14 protein-coding genes, 1 tRNA gene and 1 pseudogene are annotated in these 15232 nt (G+C 71.3%); 3 read left to right on the top strand and 13 right to left on the bottom strand.

Annotation, left to right across the window (positions count from 1 at the left end):
• Positions 1 to 37: 37 nt before the first annotated feature.
• The 13 genes from E6U81_RS13775 to E6U81_RS13715 all read right to left on the bottom strand — a co-directional run bounded on the left by E6U81_RS13775 (position 38) and on the right by E6U81_RS13715 (position 12200).
• Positions 38 to 1204: a lipid-transfer protein gene (locus tag E6U81_RS13775; RefSeq protein ID WP_136230365.1), complete on the bottom strand. Its 1167-nt coding sequence runs from the start codon at positions 1202 to 1204 to the stop codon at positions 38 to 40.
• Complete coding sequence (locus E6U81_RS13770; RefSeq protein ID WP_136230364.1) at positions 1201 to 1584, bottom strand: MaoC family dehydratase; 384 nt, start codon at positions 1582 to 1584, stop codon at positions 1201 to 1203. The genes E6U81_RS13775 and E6U81_RS13770 overlap by 4 nt, the downstream gene beginning before the upstream one ends.
• Positions 1581 to 2612 carry an acyl-CoA dehydrogenase family protein gene (locus E6U81_RS13765; RefSeq protein ID WP_136230363.1) on the bottom strand — a complete coding sequence of 344 codons (1032 nt, stop codon included), beginning with the start codon at positions 2610 to 2612 and terminating at the stop codon, positions 1581 to 1583. The genes E6U81_RS13770 and E6U81_RS13765 overlap by 4 nt, the downstream gene beginning before the upstream one ends.
• On the bottom strand, positions 2612 to 3559 hold the full coding sequence (locus E6U81_RS13760) for an OB-fold domain-containing protein (RefSeq protein WP_136230362.1): 948 nt from the start codon (positions 3557 to 3559) through the stop codon (positions 2612 to 2614). The genes E6U81_RS13765 and E6U81_RS13760 overlap by 1 nt, the downstream gene beginning before the upstream one ends.
• Positions 3556 to 4707, bottom strand: a complete 1152-nt coding sequence (locus E6U81_RS13755) for an acyl-CoA dehydrogenase family protein (RefSeq protein ID WP_136230361.1) — start codon at positions 4705 to 4707, stop codon at positions 3556 to 3558. Before E6U81_RS13755 ends, E6U81_RS13760 begins: the two co-directional genes overlap by 4 nt.
• A gap of 174 nt (positions 4708 to 4881) precedes the next feature.
• The gene (locus E6U81_RS13750) at positions 4882 to 5193 is read right to left on the bottom strand and encodes a hypothetical protein (RefSeq protein WP_136230360.1); all 312 of its coding nucleotides are present in this window, start codon (positions 5191 to 5193) and stop codon (positions 4882 to 4884) included.
• A 661-nt stretch (positions 5194 to 5854) separates the two neighbouring features.
• Positions 5855 to 6295, bottom strand: coding sequence for a DUF6344 domain-containing protein (locus E6U81_RS13745; RefSeq protein ID WP_136230359.1), 441 nt, complete (start codon positions 6293 to 6295; stop codon positions 5855 to 5857).
• Positions 6296 to 6634: 339 nt separating this feature from the next.
• Positions 6635 to 6721: transfer RNA gene (locus E6U81_RS13740), tRNA-Ser, on the bottom strand.
• A 49-nt stretch (positions 6722 to 6770) separates the two neighbouring features.
• Positions 6771 to 7727, bottom strand: a complete 957-nt coding sequence (locus tag E6U81_RS13735; RefSeq protein ID WP_136230358.1) for a peptidase — start codon at positions 7725 to 7727, stop codon at positions 6771 to 6773.
• 208 nt (positions 7728 to 7935) lie between these two features.
• Positions 7936 to 8982: a putative sulfate exporter family transporter gene (locus tag E6U81_RS13730; protein ID WP_136230357.1), complete on the bottom strand. Its 1047-nt coding sequence runs from the start codon at positions 8980 to 8982 to the stop codon at positions 7936 to 7938.
• On the bottom strand, positions 8982 to 9530 hold the full coding sequence (locus tag E6U81_RS13725) for a cysteine dioxygenase family protein (protein WP_136230356.1): 549 nt from the start codon (positions 9528 to 9530) through the stop codon (positions 8982 to 8984). Before E6U81_RS13725 ends, E6U81_RS13730 begins: the two co-directional genes overlap by 1 nt.
• Positions 9531 to 9609: 79 nt before the next feature.
• Positions 9610 to 10515, bottom strand: a complete 906-nt coding sequence (locus E6U81_RS13720) for a LysR family transcriptional regulator (RefSeq protein ID WP_136230355.1) — start codon at positions 10513 to 10515, stop codon at positions 9610 to 9612.
• A gap of 89 nt (positions 10516 to 10604) precedes the next feature.
• The gene (locus E6U81_RS13715) at positions 10605 to 12200 is read right to left on the bottom strand and encodes a trypsin-like peptidase domain-containing protein (protein WP_168714626.1); all 1596 of its coding nucleotides are present in this window, start codon (positions 12198 to 12200) and stop codon (positions 10605 to 10607) included.
• 237 nt (positions 12201 to 12437) lie between these two features.
• On the opposite strand from E6U81_RS13715, the gene E6U81_RS13710 reads away from it, so the two are divergent.
• The 3 genes and pseudogenes from E6U81_RS13710 to E6U81_RS13700 all read left to right on the top strand — a co-directional run bounded on the left by E6U81_RS13710 (position 12438) and on the right by E6U81_RS13700 (position 15105).
• Positions 12438 to 13226 (top strand): glycerophosphodiester phosphodiesterase, encoded by a 789-nt coding sequence (locus E6U81_RS13710; RefSeq protein ID WP_206309926.1) that lies wholly within the window; start codon positions 12438 to 12440, stop codon positions 13224 to 13226.
• A gap of 85 nt (positions 13227 to 13311) precedes the next feature.
• Positions 13312 to 13913: pseudogene (locus E6U81_RS13705) on the top strand (ATP-binding protein).
• 217 nt (positions 13914 to 14130) lie between these two features.
• A complete protein-coding gene (locus E6U81_RS13700; RefSeq protein ID WP_136230353.1) occupies positions 14131 to 15105 on the top strand; it encodes a DUF5926 family protein in 975 nt (324 codons plus the stop codon).
• Positions 15106 to 15232 lie beyond the last annotated feature (127 nt).

Here is a 15232-nt window from a genome sequence, read left to right as displayed (position 1 = left end):
AAGGTGGAGGGGGCGGGGCCCGGCAGGGACCGGGGTCTCAGCCGTCGGCGCCGAGGATCAGCCCGGACGTCGGCACCCCGGTACCTGCCGTGACGAGTGCGCGCGAGGCCCCCGCCACCTGGTTGACGGAGGTGCCGCGCAGCTGGCGGACGGCCTCGGCGATGCCGTTCATGCCGTGCAGGTACGCCTCTCCGAGCTGGCCGCCATGGGTGTTGAGCGGGAGCGCGTCGGCGGCCACGAAGTCGGCGGCCTCGCCCGGCTTGCAGAAGCCGAACTCCTCGAGCTGCATCAGGACGAAGGGCGTGAAGTGGTCGTAGAGGATGCCGACGTCGATGTCGGAGGGCCGCAGCCCACTGGTGCGCCACAGCTGGCGCGCGACCACGTCCATCTCCGGCAGCCCGGACAGGTCGTCGCGGTAGAAGGAGGTCATGCCCTCCTGGCGGCGTCCGGCGCCCTGCGCCGCCGCGGTGATCACTGCAGGCGCGTGCCGCAGGGAACGGGCCCGCTCGACCGTGGTGACGACGAGAGCCTGGCCGCCGTCGGTCTCCTGACAGCAGTCCAGCAGCCGCAGCGGCTCGACGATCCAGCGCGAGGCGGCGTGGTCGGAGAGGGTGATCGGCTTGCCGTGGAAATAGGCGGCCGGGTTGTTCGCGGCGTGCCTGCGGTCGGTGACCGCGACGTGCCCGAAGGCCTCGGGAGTGAGGTGGTAGGTGTGCAGGTAGCGCTGGGCGGCCATGGCCACCCAGGAGGCGGGGGTCAGCAGTCCCCAGGGGAGCGACCAGCCCAGCGCCGCGCCCTCCGCCGAGGCCTCGCGCTGCTGGACGCCGGACCCGAAACGGCGCCCCGAGCGCTCGTTGAACGCGCGGTAGCAGACGACGACCTCGGCGACCCCGGTGGCGACGGCGAGGGCGGCCTGCTGGACGGTGGCGCAGGCGGCGCCCCCGCCGTAGTGGATGCGGGAGAAGAAGGACAGCTCCCCGATGCCCGCCGCCTGGGCGACGGTGATCTCGGGGCTGGTGTCCATCGTGAAGGTGACCATGCCGTCGACGTCGGCGGGGGTGAGCCCGGCGTCGTCGAGGGCCGCGTGCACGGCTTCGACGGCCAGCTTCAGCTCGCTGCGACCGGAGTCCTTGGAGAACTCGGTCGCGCCGATGCCGGCGATCGCGGCCCGGCCGCCGAGCTGGTCCCGCGTGCGGACGCTCATGCCGCCACCTCCGCGGTGACCGTGCCCGACACGTGGTGTCCGATGCCGTTGACCCCGACGACCCGGATCTCGACGGTGGTGCCGAGCACGGCCGTGACCGTTCCGGTGAGGGTCATGGTGTCCCCCGGATAGTTGGGGGCGCCGAGCCGGATGGCCACCTTGCGCAGGACGGCCCGGGGCCCGAGGTGGTCGGTGATGTAGCGGCCGACGAGACCGTTGGTGGTCAGGATGTTCATGAAGATGTCCGGGGAGCCCTTCTCCCGCGCGAGCGTCGCGTCGTGGTGCACGTCCTGGTAGTCGCGGGAGGCGATCGCACCCGCGACGATCAGGGTGCGGGTGACCGCGATCTCCAGCGGCGGCAGCGTGTCGCCGACGTTCATGCCTGTTCCCCCTCGGCTATCGAAGCTCCCAGCTCGGCCAGCAGCTCGCTGCCGCAGCCCAGGTACGCGTCCAGCTGGCGCCCCCACAGGAAGTGCCGGTGCACGGGGTGGTCCAGGTCGGCGCCCATGCCGCCGTGCAGGTGCTGGCCCGCGTGCACGACGCGCCTGCCCGCCTCGGAGGCCCACCAGGCCGCCGTCAGCGCGTGCTCGTTCGCCGCGAGCCCCTGGTCGATGCGCCAGGCCGCTTCGTACGTGGTCACCCGGATCGCCTCGGTGTCCATGTACGCGTCGGCCGCGCGCAGCATGACCCCCTGGTTGGTGGAGAGCGGCCGGCCGAACTGCTCACGGGTGGAGGTGTACTCGACCGCGCGGGCGAGCGAGCCCGCGCAGACGCCCGCCTGGAGCCCGGCGAAGGCGGTGCGGGCGGCGGCGAGGGTGTGCTCGTAGGCGCCGTCGGAGCCGACGCGTTCGGCGTCGGCCCCGCTCAGGTCCAGCCGGCCCGCCGACCAGGGCGCGGTGGTATCGACGGGGGACGTCCGCACGCCGGGCGCGTCGGTCCGTACGAGCCACAGGGCGAGCTCGGTGTCGGGGACCAGCACGTGGGTGGCGTCGCGCAGCCAGGGGACCGTGGGGGCAGTCCCGGTGAGCCGGCCGCCTTGGGCGGTGATCCGGCCGCGGGCCGGGAAGGCCCCGGTGGCCACCGCGGCCCCGCTGCCGAGCGCGGGCAGCAGGCGGGCGCGCTGCTCCGGGCTGCCGTGGGCGACCACGGGGAGGATCCCGTACACGCAGGTGGCGGCGAAGGGCACCTGGGCGGTGGTGCGGCCCTGCTCCTCCAGCAGCAGGACCAGTCCGAGCAGGCCGATCTCCTCGACCGCGGCCGTCAGTCCGGCCGCGGTGAGGGCCTTCCAGAGGTCGGCGTCGCTACCGGTACCGGTGGCGGCGAGCCGTTCGTGGGTGGCGAGGTCGGAGAGGATCCGGGCGGCGAGACCGGCCGCGGCGGCCTGCTCCTCCGTGGGGTGGAAGTCCATCAGCCCTCGCTCCCGCGGAAGACGGGGAGTTCGAGGTCGTCGTCGACGCGCAGGAACTCCAGCTGGACGGGGAGGCCGATGCGCACCTTGTCGTACGGGACACCGGTGATGTTGCTGATCATGCGGACCCCTTCGGCGAGCTCGACGAGCGCGACCGCGTAGGGCGGGTCGAAGGCCGGGAACGGCGGGTGATGCATGACGACGTAGCTGAAAACGGTTCCACTGCCGCAGGCTTCGACCGTGTCCCAGTTGGGGCTCGCACAGGTGTTGCAGCCGGGGAGCCAGGGGAAGCGGAGGGTGGCACAGGACGTGCAGCGCTGGATCAGCAGCCGGTGCTCCCGGACGCCGTCCCAGAAGCCCTGGTTGTCGCGGTTGACCACGGGGCGCGGGCGCTGGGCAGCTGCCTTCGGTCCGGCCTCGGGCTCCTTCGTCGGTCTTCCGGCGGGCGCGTACTTGAGGATCCGGAAGCGGTGGGTGCCTGCGGGCTCCCCGCCCGCCCGGACGTCCATGCGGGTCGTCACGAAGTGGCCGGTGCCCAGCTTGGTCGTCTTGCGCGGCGACACGGACTCGATGACGGCGTCGAAGGTGACCGTGTCGCCGGGGCGCAGCGGACGAAGGTACTCCTGTTCGCAGTCGGTGGCGACCACGGAGGTGAAACCGGCGCCGTCGAGGAGCGCGAAGAGCTCGTCGTAGGCGGAGGAGCGGTCGGAGTGGCCGGAGAGCCCGCCCATGGTCCAGGCCTGGAGCATGGTGGGGGGAGCGATGGCGGCCGGCCCGGCGTAGGCGGGGTTGCTGTCGCCCATCGCCTCGCACCAGTGGCGGATCATCGGCTCGTTGACCGCGTCCTTGCCCCGGCCGGCGGTGGCGGCCGGAGCTCCCTCGAAGGCCGCCAGCAGCGTGTGGAACCGGGCCGCCTCCTCGGCCGTGCCGGTTGCGTCCGCCGTCATCGCTTCCTCCCCTTCATCCCGAGCCGCATCATGGCGACGATCTCCCGCTGGACCTCGCTCACCCCGCCGCCGAAGGTGTTGATCTGCGCGGCCCGGTTCATCCGCTCGAGCTCGCCGCCCGCGAAGGCCGCCGTCCCCCGTACGAGCGCCTCCTCGCCCACCACCTCCTGGCACATCCGGTACACCTCGACGGCCGACTCGGTGCCGAGGAACTTCACCCCGCTGGCGTCGCCGGGCGCCAGGTTTCCGCTGCCCACGTCCTGGACGAGACGCCAGTTGAGGAGGCGTACGGCGGCCAGCCGGGCGTGGGCCTCGGCGAGGCGGGACCGCACCCAGGGAAGGTCGGCGGGCCGCTCTCCGGTGGCCGGGTCGGGGGTGCGGGCGTGCCGGAGCGCGAGCTCGTAGAAGTCCTCGGCCTGCATGCCGATGGCGGCGAGGGCCACGCGCTCGTGGTTGAGCTGGTTGGTGATCAGCCCCCAGCCGCCGTGTTCGGGGCCGACGAGGTTGCCGGCCGGCACCCGGACCGAGTCGTAGTAGGTCGCCGTGGTCGTGAGCCCGCCGACGGTGTCGATCGGGGTCCACGAGAAGCCGGGGTCGTCGGTGGGCACGAGGATGATCGAGATGCCCTTGTGCTTCGGAGCCTGGGGGTCGGTGCGGCAGGCGAGCCAGATCCAGTCCGCGTTCTGGGCATTGGAGGTGAAGATCTTCTGCCCGTCGATCAGCCAGTCGGCGCCGTCGCGGACCGCGCGGGTGCGCAGGGAGGCGAGGTCGGTGCCGGCCTCGGGCTCGGAGTAGCCGATGGCGAAGACGATCTCGCCGGCGAGGATCCGGGGGAGGAAGTAGTCCTTCTGTTCCTCGGTCCCGTACTTCATCAGGGTCGGGCCGACGGTGTTCAGCGTGACCATGGAGACGGGTGCGCCCGCCCGGTAGGCCTCGTCGAAGAAGACGAACTGCTCGTCCGCGCCGCGGCCCTGCCCGCCGTACTCGACGGGCCAGCCGAGGCCGAGCAGTCCGTCGGCGCCGATGCGGCGCAGCAGTCCGCGCTGGTGGGCCGGGTCCTCGGGGACTCCGTCGGGCAGCAGTTCCTTGAAGTACGAGCGCAGTTCGGCACGGAGCCGCAACTGGCCTTCGGTCGGGGCGAGGTGCACGGCGCAGGCCTCCCGGCGTCCACATCAACAAGGTAACTGACTGTCCGTCAGATTTACCCGTGGTGTCAAGGTCGCCGAAGCCGGCGGGACATGCGCGAGGGCGCCCGCGCGACCGGACCCCAGCCGGTCCGGTCGCACGGGCGCCCTCAAGATTCGGAGCGACTGCTGCCGCCGCTACCACCAGGGATGGAAGTTGACCGCCACGTTCGAGTTGCCCTGGTTGATCGCGGTGAAGGCCGAGCCGTTGACCTGCGCGGTGTTGTTCTGGTTGGAGGCACCGGAGCCGGTGGCCACCTGCTGCGAGGTGGACGAGTTGCCGTTGTTGTCGCCACCCACGCCGCTGCCGATGACGCTGGCGACGCTCGCATTCGATCCGTCGTTCGCGAAGGAGCCGTTGTCGGCCGACGCCACTCCGCCGCAGAGCGCGACGGCGAGGGGAAGGGCGGTGACAGCGGCGATGACGCGGGCGGTACGGATGCTTGCCATGTCTTCATTCCTCCAGAAACCGAAGTGGGAATTACTCCAAGGCAGTTGGCCGACCGCCTCGGTCGTTCCGTTGTGCTGACGACGTCGCGAGACCAGAGTTGCCCACCGAATCCCCGGCGAACCACCCCGGAGCACCCGAATCCCCCGCAAGTATGACCAACAACGGATAAACCCATTCGCTCCCCCGAAGCCCCAGGTCAGCACCCTGCAACCGGCTGAACCCCGCGCCGCAGAAGGGATGAAGCGTTCCGCCAGATCGCCGCTCCCGGACATGCCGAAAAGGGCCGCGCCGTCCGGGAACCCCACCGTCTCCCGGGCCTGCGGCCCTGCAATACCAAGCTCCACGCCCCCTGCACGCTCCCCGGCGCACGCCGGGGTGATCCATCCGCGCCCCGCTGCCGGGGCGCCGCACGGCGCGATCCACGGCCACGACCGACCGGGCTCCAGCGCCTGCCTGCGTTCCTGCTTCTACGAACCTGCTCCTACGTCCCTGCCGCTACCTGCGTACTGCTTCTGCTGTTCTGCCGCTTCTGCTGTTCTGCCGCTTCTGCTGTTCTGCCGCTTCTTCTGCTCTGCCGCTTCTTCTGCTGCAGCTCATGCTGCTGCTTGCGCACCTGGCTTCTGCCTGCGGTCCTGCTTCACCCTGCCTGCCCGTACGGGGCTACGCGGCGAGCGCCAGCGTCTCGCGGGTGGCACGGGCGGCGCGTCCTGCGCGGGGGACATGGGGGGCACGGGGTGCGCGGGGGGCGGGCACTGCGGAAGGCGTCAGGACGCGCGTGGCGGTTCCCGGGGCGGCACCCATGGCTGCGGCGGTGGTCGAGCGGCGGACACCGGGGGTCTTGCCGTGGGCCTCGGCCCGGATGCGCTGCTTCAGGGTCGGCGGCAGCGAACCGCCCCGCATCATCTCCCGCCAACTCCGCGGAGCCGTGACGGCCGGCCGGCGCACGGGGGCGGCGGTGGCAGCGGCCGCAGTCGCGCCACCGGCGGAGGAGGCAGCAGCAGCCGGAGCCGCCTTGCCGCCGAAGCCGAGGGAGGAGAGGACGGCCACGAGGGCGGCCAGGACCGAGGTCCAGAGCGACGTGAGGATGTTGCGGTGAGCCATGACTGAGTGCCTCGATTCGCGTTGTTCCGACGGGCGGATCTGAATACATTCGTCATGATGTGGGGGCAACCGCACTGCGCTCATCACACGCGCCGATCTTCCGACAAACACCACCCGGAAGGATCAATCTGACTTTTCGGCCCATGTCCCGGCCCCTGGTGACAGGCCTTCCGGGGCCACCTTGCCCCAGGTCAGGCCCGGGCCACCGACCCGGCACACCGACTGTCGGCCCGCAAGCCGAAAATCGCACCGCGCGCCTTACCCCGACGGAGATCTCGTCGCGTAGGGGGCATGAAAGCGGCCCCTGACCGGTCGTACCGGTCAGGGGCCGTTCATCTGCGGTGGGTGTGGGATTTGAACCCACGGTGACATCGCTGCCACGACGGTTTTCAAGACCGTTCCCTTAGGCCGCTCGGGCAACCCACCTGGCCGGTACAGAGTACCGGCCGGGCGGGGGTGGCGGGCGACTGTGCGGTCAGGAGGCCTGCGCCTTGTCGTAGGCCGCCTTCGCCTCGTTGCCGAGGTACGGGCCGTACATGCGGTTCGGCAGGAAGGTGTAGCCGAAGCTGTTCACCGAAACCTGGGTGCCGAGGCCCGTGGCCTCGTTGAAGTCCTGGAACCAGGGGCCGCCGCTGGAGCCGCCGGTCATGTTGCAGCCCAGGCTGTGGTCCTTGGTGAGCAGGAAGTCCTTGCCGCTGTTGCCGCTGCAGTAGACCAGCTTCGTTCCGTCGTACGGGGCCGCCGCGGGGAAGCCGAAGGAGTACATCTTCTTGTTGTAGCCGCCGTTGAAGAGGACTCCCTGTGCGCCGACGGCCTGGCTGAGGGTCTGGCCGTTCAGCGGGGCGACGACGGCGAGGCCGACGTCCATGTTCATGTCCTCGCTCGCCGCCCACTGGTCGGTGGCGAAGGTCTTGGTGGCCGACCACTGGCCGTAGGGCGCCGACCCGTTGTTGTAGGCGGGTACGAAGACCCAGTTCGTGTGCCAGGCACCCTGGTACTTCACGCAGTGGCCGGCCGTCATGACCGTGCTGCCGTTGGCGCTGGTGATCGAGTTGCCGGAACAGGAGGCCGTGCGGCTGCCCATCGTGAAGAAGACCCGGCCCGAGGTCTTCACGACTGCCCCGCCGCCCGTCCAGGCACCGCCCGCCTGCGGGAACGCCGCGGGCGATGCGGCAGGAGCGGCGGCCGTCGGGGCGATGGCCGTCGGGGTGGCGGAGGCGGCCACCGCGGTACGGGCAGCACCGGGGACCGCCGTCACGTCGAGCGGGGTGGCCGCCCGCATCCGCTCGGCGGTCCAGAAGCCCTGGGTGTGCTGCGGCCGGAAGGACGTCGGAGCGTCCGCCGCGATCGAGGGGGTGGCCGCCGTCAGGACGCCCGCGACCAGGGCGCCCGCCGAGAGCAGGACGGACAAGGCCGTGCGATGACGATTCACGCATGACTCCTTCTGCCGTGCCCGGACCGGTCGGAGCCGGGCAGGGTGGGGGTGAAGAGCGGTCGGTGCGGATCGGCTGTGCGTGGTGCGTCGTACGTGGTGCGGCTTGCCGGGGCAGAGTGGCACGGCCCCGCTTCAATGTCAGCGGGCAGTCAGAACCTTCGGTCGGTTCCGGCCAGGAAATGGCCAACTCCCGGCCGTTGCAGCGTCATACGGTGAGCATCACGCCCGCATACGAGACTCCGGCGACGACCACCCACGCGCCCAGTCCCAGCGCCGCCGCGCGCCCCCCGGTCCGGGCAAGCGTCGGCAGATGGACCGCGCTTCCCAGCCCGAACAGGGCCGCCGCCAGCAGAGCCTCCTGCATGGTGTGCGCCCACTCCAGCACTACGTCGGGCAGCACGCCGGTGGCGCGCAGCGCGGCCGCGGCCAGGAACCCTGCCACGAACAGCGGCACCGGGGCCGGCCGACGCCCCGAGGGGGTGCGCGCCCCGCGCCGCCGGGCCCGTACCGAGAAGGCGACTGCCGCCACCAGCGGGGCGAGCAGGGCGACCCTCATCAGCTTGACCAGCACCGCCTCGCCCAGGGCGTCCGGGCCCGCGGTCTGCGCGGTCGCCACCACCTGACCGACGTCGTGGACACCGGCGCCGACCCACCGTCCGAAGGCCGGGTCGGAAAGGGTCAGCGGGTCCTGCAGGAGGGGGAGTACGGCGATGGCGAGCGTTCCGCACAGAGTGACCAGTGCCACCGAGGCCGCCACGTCCTCCTCGTCGCTGCCCGAGACCTGGCTCACCGCGCCGATCGCCGAGGCCCCGCAGATCGAGTACCCCGTGGCGATCAGCAGTGGCTGGTCGCCCGGAAGCCCCAGCCTGCGGCCCAGCCAGAGGGTGCCGAAGAACGTGGCCGCGACGACTGCGACCACCATGGCCACCGTGGCCCACCCCAGCCGGAGCACTTGGTCCAGCCCCAGGCCGAGGCCCAGCAGGACGATACCGATCCGCATGAGCCGCCGGCCGGCCAGCGAGAGGCCCGCGCGCCCGGCGCCCCGCACGAAGGTCCGCGGTCCGGGGAGGTGCGCCACCGCGATGCCCAGCACCACCGACGCGGTCAGCATCGGCACGGCCGGTATGAGGCGGTGAACGCACCACGCGACCAGGGCTCCGCCGACAGCCAGCGCCAACCCGGGCCAGGGAGTGGATGTTTCACGTGAAACATCCCGAACCACTGCGCCCTGGGGGCGATGGAGGAGGGCCATCAGTCGACGGGGAGCTTGTAGACCCGACGGATGCTGGTCCCCAGCCGGGACACGTCGGCGCCGTACACATGCACCGATATCGCCTTCGTGGAACAGGAGTTGCGCACCTTGTGAATGTCGCCGGGGGGCGCGAATCCGCAGACGTCGCCCTGGGCGTTGACCACGTCCTCCGTCGCCACCAGCCGGGCCGGACCCGCACCGGGTGCGAGGCGGAAGCGGCGTTCGCTCTCCTCGCCCTGGTGCACCCCTGCCACGCACCACGACACGTGGTCGTGGATGCAGGTCTCCTGGCCGGGCAGCCACACCAGCGCCACCACGGAGAAGCTGCCGTCGGACTCCGCGTGCAGGATGTGCTGCCGGTAGCGCTCGGGGTCGCCCTCCTGCTGCATCGGCGTCAGCAGGTCGGGCTCCCCCAGGTGCGGAGCGAGCCTTTCACCCACGAGGTAGGCGGTGAGGTCGGGAGCCAGTCCCCGCTCCACGACCGTACGGATCTCACTGACGAGGGCGGCCATCCTCGTGGTGGTACGGGCCGGTGTGGTGGTGGTCATACGGGCAGCGTGCGGGCGTCGTTCCATCGCGTCCAACGACAGTTGTGACGTGAAATGCCAAGCAGCGCTTATGGATTGGTCAGCAGCCGACCCGGTTGGCGGCCACCCGCTTCAGTGCGTCCAGCACCACGGCTGTCGCCGGGATCCGCAGATGGTCCCGGTAGACGTACGCCGCGATGTGCCGGCGGGCGGCAGGCTGGAGCGCGCGTCCGCAGACCCGGCTCAGCGAGAGCGAGGGCAGGACCAGCGCGGGCATCATGGCCACGCCCAGCCCTTGGGCCACCAGGCTCTGCACCACCAGGTTGTCGTCGGTGGCGAAGCGGATGTCGGGCACGAAGCCCAGCTCCGCGCACTCGTGCAGCAGGTTCGCCCGGCAGCGCGGGCAGCCCGCGATCCACCGTTCCTCGGCGAGGTCGGCCAGGTGCACGGCGCGACGCCGGGCCAGCGGATGCCCGGTCGGAAGAAGCACGGTCAGCTGGTCCTCCAGCAGCCTGACCTCGGCGACCTCCTCCGGCACCTCCTCGTGCAGGCCGGGATAGGTGAAGGCCAGGGTGATGTCGCACTCGCCGCGCTCCAGCCGTCGCAGCGACTCCGGGGGCTCTCCCTCCAGCAGTTCAACCTGTATGCCCGGGTGGTCCTTGGCCAGGCCGCTCAGGGCTTCCGGGACGAGGGTGACGTTGGCGCTGGGGAAGCCGCAGAGTCTGACCCGGCCGGTGCGCAGGCGCGCGTACGCCCTCAGCTGGGCCTCGGCGGCGGAGAGGTTTCCGAGGATGGTCTCGGCATGCCGGGACAGGGACTCCCCGGCCTCGGTGAGGTGCATCTTGCGGCCCACGCGGGTGAACAGCGGGGTTCCGACGGCGCGTTCGAGCGCCTTCATCTGCTGGGTGATGGCGGGCTGGGTGTACCCCAGCACGCGCGCGGCCGCCGAGTACGAGCCGGAGGCGACCACCGTATGGAACGTCCGTATGTGCCGAGAATCGAACACCAGGGAATCATAAGCGGACGTTGGAGGGGCCGTGGGCGGAATCGCGCCCACGGCCCCTCGTCACCGGGCCACTGCCGTGGCCGGTGGTGCTACTTGTCGCCGACCCTGGAGCCGAGCGTGATGTCGACGGTGGTCGGCTTGCCGTCGCGCAGGTAGGTCAGCTTCACGGTGTCGCCGGGCTTGTAGGTCCAGATCATGCTGATCAGGGTCGGGCCGCTGTCGACGGGCTTGCCGCCGAAGTCGGTGATGACGTCGCCCGGCTTCAGGCCCGCCTTGCCGGCCGGACCGTTGGGGTCGACGAGCTCGTTGGCGGCCCCGCCCTGCTCGGAGATCTTCGCGCCCTCGGTCTTGGCCTGGAGGTCGACGGAGACCGAGATCACGGGGTAGACCGGCTTGCCCGTCTTGATCAGCGATTCGGCCACGTTCTTGGCCTGGTTGATCGGGATGGCGAAGCCGAGGCCGATGGAGCCGGCCTGGCCGCCGCCGAAGCCGCCGTTGCCGGCCGACTGGATCGCGGAGTTGATGCCGATGACCGCGCCACGGCCGTCGAGCAGCGGGCCGCCGGAGTTGCCCGGGTTGATCGAGGCGTCCGTCTGGAGCGCGCTCATGTACGAGTTCTTGCTGCCGGTGCCGTCACCGGAGGCGACCGGGCGGTTCTTGGCGCTGACGATGCCGGTGGTGACCGTGTTGGACAGGCCGAACGGGGCGCCGATCGCGATCGTGGCGTCGCCGACCGCGACCTTGTCGGAGTCGCCGAGCGCCAGCGGCTTCAGTCCGGCCGGCGGGTTCTTCAGCTTGAGCACGGCGACGTCGTAGCCCTGGGCGCGGCCGACCACCTCGGCGTCGTACCGCTTGCCGTCGGAGAAGGTCGCGAAGAGCTTGCCGCCGTTCGCGGCGGAGGCCACCACGTGGTTGTTGGTGAGGATGTGGCCCTGCTGGTCGTAGACGAACCCGGTGCCGGTGCCGCCCTCGCCGTCTCCGGCCGAAGCCTCGATGGTGACCACGCTGGGCAGTGCGCCCGCGGCGAGCCCGGCGATGGAGCCGGCCTCGCGCTTGAGGTCCTTCGGGGTGTTGGTGGCGCTGATGGTGGTCGAGCCGCTGCCGTTGTTGCTGCGCTCGGCGGCCCAGTAGCCCACGCTGCCACCGATGCCGCCCGCGAGGAGGGCCGCCACCAGCACGGCCGCGATCATGCCGCCCCTGCCCTTCGGCTTGGGCGCGGGATAGCCCTCTGCGGCCGGGGGAGCGCCCCAGGCGGGGCCTCCGCCCGCGCCGCCGGCGCCGTACGCCGGCACGGTGGGCGGCGGGGGCGGCCAGCCCTCGGCTCCGTGCGCGGCCGGCGCGGGGGGCGCGGGGGGCTGGCCGTAGCCGGGAACCTGCGCGGTCGGCGCAGCGGGCCGGCCGTAGCCGGGAACCTCCGCCGCGGGCGCGGGCGGGATCTGCTGGGTCGGCTCGGTGCCCGGCGCGGGCGTCGGCGGAAGCTGCTGGGTCACCTGCTCACCGGCGGCGGGTGCCGCAGGCGGGGCGGGCGGCACGGCCGGAGCGGCCGGGGCGGCGTCCTGCGGGGCGTGGCCCGGATGCGGGGCGGGCGCGGGGGCCGCCGGCGCCGTCTCGGAGCCCTGAGCAGGGGTCACGGACGGGGCCGCGGGGGGTGTGGGGGCCGCGGTGCCCTCGTTCTCGGTGCTCACAGCTCTCTCTCCTCGTCACACACAGCTGCAGAAATCCGGCGATATCGATCCGGCTGAACGTTCGACGTGCCGTACAAGTTCCAGAGCAAAGCCTTTCCCATGCCCCGTCAGAGCACTGTAAGCCGGACCTGTGCATCTCCCCCCATTCTTTATGTCCGGCATTTCGGATGCACTCGCAGGGCCGGACCCCGACCCCCGGAGGGCTGACGGTGGCACCATGACCCGGTGACCCACGCAATGCCGCGCACCATCCAGGTCGTCGCCCACCGCGGCGCTTCGGAGGATGCCCCCGAGCACACCCTGGCCGCCTACCGCAAGGCCATCGAGGACGGCGCAGACGCCCTCGAATGCGATGTCCGGCTCACCGCCGACGGCCATCTGGTCCTGGTGCACGACCGCCGGGTGAACCGCACCTCGAACGGCCGCGGAGCCGTCTCCGCCCTGGAGCTGGCCGATCTCGCCGCCCTCGACTTCGGCTCCTGGAAGGACCGCGAGGAGTCCCCCGACTGGGACGCCGACCCCGAGCGCACCTCCGTCCTCACCCTGGAGCGCCTCCTGGAGCTGGTCGCGGACACCGGACGGCCCGTACAGCTCGCAATCGAGACGAAGCACCCGACCCGCTGGGCCGGACAGGTGGAGGAACGCCTCCTCTTCCTCCTCAAGCGCTTCGGCCTGGACGCACCCCCGGCCGGGGGCCCGCACCCGGTCCGGGTCATGAGCTTCTCCGCGCGCTCCCTGCACCGGGTACGGGCTGCGGCGCCGACGGTCCCGACCGTGTACCTGATGCAGTTCATCTCGCCCCGGATGCGCGACGGGCGGCTGCCGGCCGGGGTGACGATCGCCGGCCCCGGGATGCGGATCGTCCGCAATCATCCCGGATTCATCCGCAAGCTTCAGGGCGCGGGCCACTCCGTTCACGTATGGACAGTGAACGAGCCGGAAGACGTTCAGCTCTGCGCTGATCTAGGTGTTGAAGCGATCATTACGAACAGACCTCGACAAGTTCTGTCCCAACTGGGGCGCTGACGTCCCGATTTGCGCACCCGTCACCCCCACCCCCTCCGTCACAGGGTGTGCTCCGGCGCATCCGCTCCGCATTCGATCGGCGCGAATGCGTCAGCGCGGCCTGCTTCGGCGGTTTCCGGTCCAGGCCAAGGGGGCATCCAGACCATGCGTGGGGCTAAGGAGGTTCCGGGGGTGGCGTTGGTGGTGGCACAAGAAGTGCCCACGTCGTCGTGCATGGACGTACGCCATGGTCCTGCGGGCGTGGGTGAGGCCAGGCAGCGGATGCGCGAACAACTGCGTATCAGCGGGGTGGCCGATTCGGTCGTGGACGATGCCGTACTGATCCTTTCCGAACTGCTCAGCAACGCCTGCCGACACGGCAGGCCGCTGGGCGCGCGGGAAGTCGGGGACGGGGCTGTACGCGCCGCATGGCGCATCGACAGAGTGGGGCGGCTGACGGTCGAGGTCACGGACGGGGGTGGGCCCACCCGGCCTGTTCCTTCCACGCCCTCGGTCACCGCACGCGGCGGCCGGGGGCTGAACATCATCAGCGCCCTCGCCCAGGACTGGGGTGTCCGGGACGGAGCGGCGGGTGAGGTCACCGTCTGGGTGGTCGTCGCCTGTGGGCCCCGGCACGAGGATTTCGCTACGCGCGTTGCGCCCCCGGCGATCGACTTCAGCACGGCATTCGACGATCTCGATGTCTGATCGCGTGGGCTCGGGAGCCAGGACCCTCTGGAACCGGGACCCCTGACCGCACAACAGCTCAACATCAGCACAGCAGTACCGGTCATCCGTACAGGCGGCCGTCCGGGAGCGCACGCCGACCGTGCTCCCGGCCGCACCCCACCGGTTCCGGCGGTACGAACGGCTAGGCTCGCGCCCAGACACGACGCCGTACCGCCGCAACCGGGAGACACGCACGATGGCCAAGAAGCGCCCCGCAGCCAAGTCTGCAAAGCCGCAGCTCAACAACGGTGAGATCCCCGTTGTCGGCGCACGCGAGCCCTGCCCCTGCGGATCCGGGCGCCGCTACAAGGCCTGTCACGGCGCAGCCGCCGCACACGCCGTCACCGAGCACGTCCAGCGGCCCTTCGAGGGCCTGCCGGGCGAGTGCGACTGGGTCGCCCTGCGCGAGCTCGTGCCCGCGGCCACCATCCCGCTGTCGCTGAAGGGCGGCCTGCCCGAGGGCGTCCCCTCCGTCACACTGGTGACCGTACTGCCCATGGCCTCGCCGGCGCTGCGCCGCGAGGACGGGTCCGTACTGCTCGGCCTGCAGAACGAGACGACCACCGGGGACCTCAGCCGCGACATGGCCGACACCCTGGAGCGCGCGCTCGTCGCGGAGCCGGGAACTCCGGTCGCCGCCCGCCGGGTCCCCGCGGAGGGTCCCCGACTTCAGGATCTCCTGGACGCCGACGGCGGTTTCGAGCCGGTTGTGCACAGCGGCTTCGAATTCTGGATTCCGGAATCCGAGGGCGACCAGAACGCGTCCCCGGAGATCGCCGCCTCGCTGGAGCGCGCCAACGCGGCCGCCATCCCCACCGTCAAGCTGACCGGCGTCGACGCCGCCTACTGGTGCGAGACCCCGGACAAGAACCACCTGCGCTGGGTCATGCCGCACCCCGAGGAAAAGCTGCTCGACGCCCTCGCGCGGCTGCACGCGGCCGGCACGTCCTCGCTCGGCGAGGGCACGAAGCTCGTCGGCTCCTTCCGCGCCCACGGTCTGATGGTCCCGGTCTGGGACCTGCCGACCGGAGTGACCGCCGACGACGTCGAGAAGCCGGCGGCACAGTTCGCGGAGCGGCTGGCCAAGGCACTGGCCACGGATGCTCCGCTGACCACGGAGGAGCGCCGGGCGCGCGGCGGTCTCACCAACCGCCAGGTGACCCTCAGCTGACGTCGCGCACGCGCGCGGAGCCGGTGACCGGAGTCACAACTCCCGCTAATCGTCTGCAAATCGGTGTCTGAATATCAGAGATCGAATTTGCGAACAGGCGATCTCTTGTTACCGTTCTTGTAGCCCG

It is taken from the genome of Streptomyces sp. A0592, from assembly GCF_004795115.1.
Lineage (GTDB): Bacteria > Actinomycetota > Actinomycetes > Streptomycetales > Streptomycetaceae > Streptomyces > Streptomyces erythrochromogenes.
Note: the sequence above shows the minus strand (reverse complement) of the source record. Positions and strands in the feature narration are given on the sequence as shown.

Bases quoted from the DNA above. Each gene is read 5' to 3' on its own strand.
- E6U81_RS13775 (WP_136230365.1), bottom strand. From the start codon at position 1,204: ATGAGCGTCCGCACGCGGGACCAGCTCGGCGGCCGGGCCGCGATCGCC.
- E6U81_RS13770 (WP_136230364.1), bottom strand. From the start codon at position 1,584: ATGAACGTCGGCGACACGCTGCCGCCGCTGGAGATCGCGGTCACCCGC.
- E6U81_RS13765 (WP_136230363.1), bottom strand. From the start codon at position 2,612: ATGGACTTCCACCCCACGGAGGAGCAGGCCGCCGCGGCCGGTCTCGCC.
- E6U81_RS13760 (WP_136230362.1), bottom strand. From the start codon at position 3,559: ATGACGGCGGACGCAACCGGCACGGCCGAGGAGGCGGCCCGGTTCCAC.
- E6U81_RS13750 (WP_136230360.1), bottom strand. From the start codon at position 5,193: ATGGCAAGCATCCGTACCGCCCGCGTCATCGCCGCTGTCACCGCCCTT.
- E6U81_RS13745 (WP_136230359.1), bottom strand. From the start codon at position 6,295: ATGGCTCACCGCAACATCCTCACGTCGCTCTGGACCTCGGTCCTGGCC.
- E6U81_RS13730 (WP_136230357.1), bottom strand. From the start codon at position 8,982: ATGGCCCTCCTCCATCGCCCCCAGGGCGCAGTGGTTCGGGATGTTTCA.
- E6U81_RS13725 (WP_136230356.1), bottom strand. From the start codon at position 9,530: ATGACCACCACCACACCGGCCCGTACCACCACGAGGATGGCCGCCCTC.
- E6U81_RS13710 (WP_206309926.1), top strand. From the start codon at position 12,438: ATGCCGCGCACCATCCAGGTCGTCGCCCACCGCGGCGCTTCGGAGGAT.
- E6U81_RS13700 (WP_136230353.1), top strand. From the start codon at position 14,131: ATGGCCAAGAAGCGCCCCGCAGCCAAGTCTGCAAAGCCGCAGCTCAAC.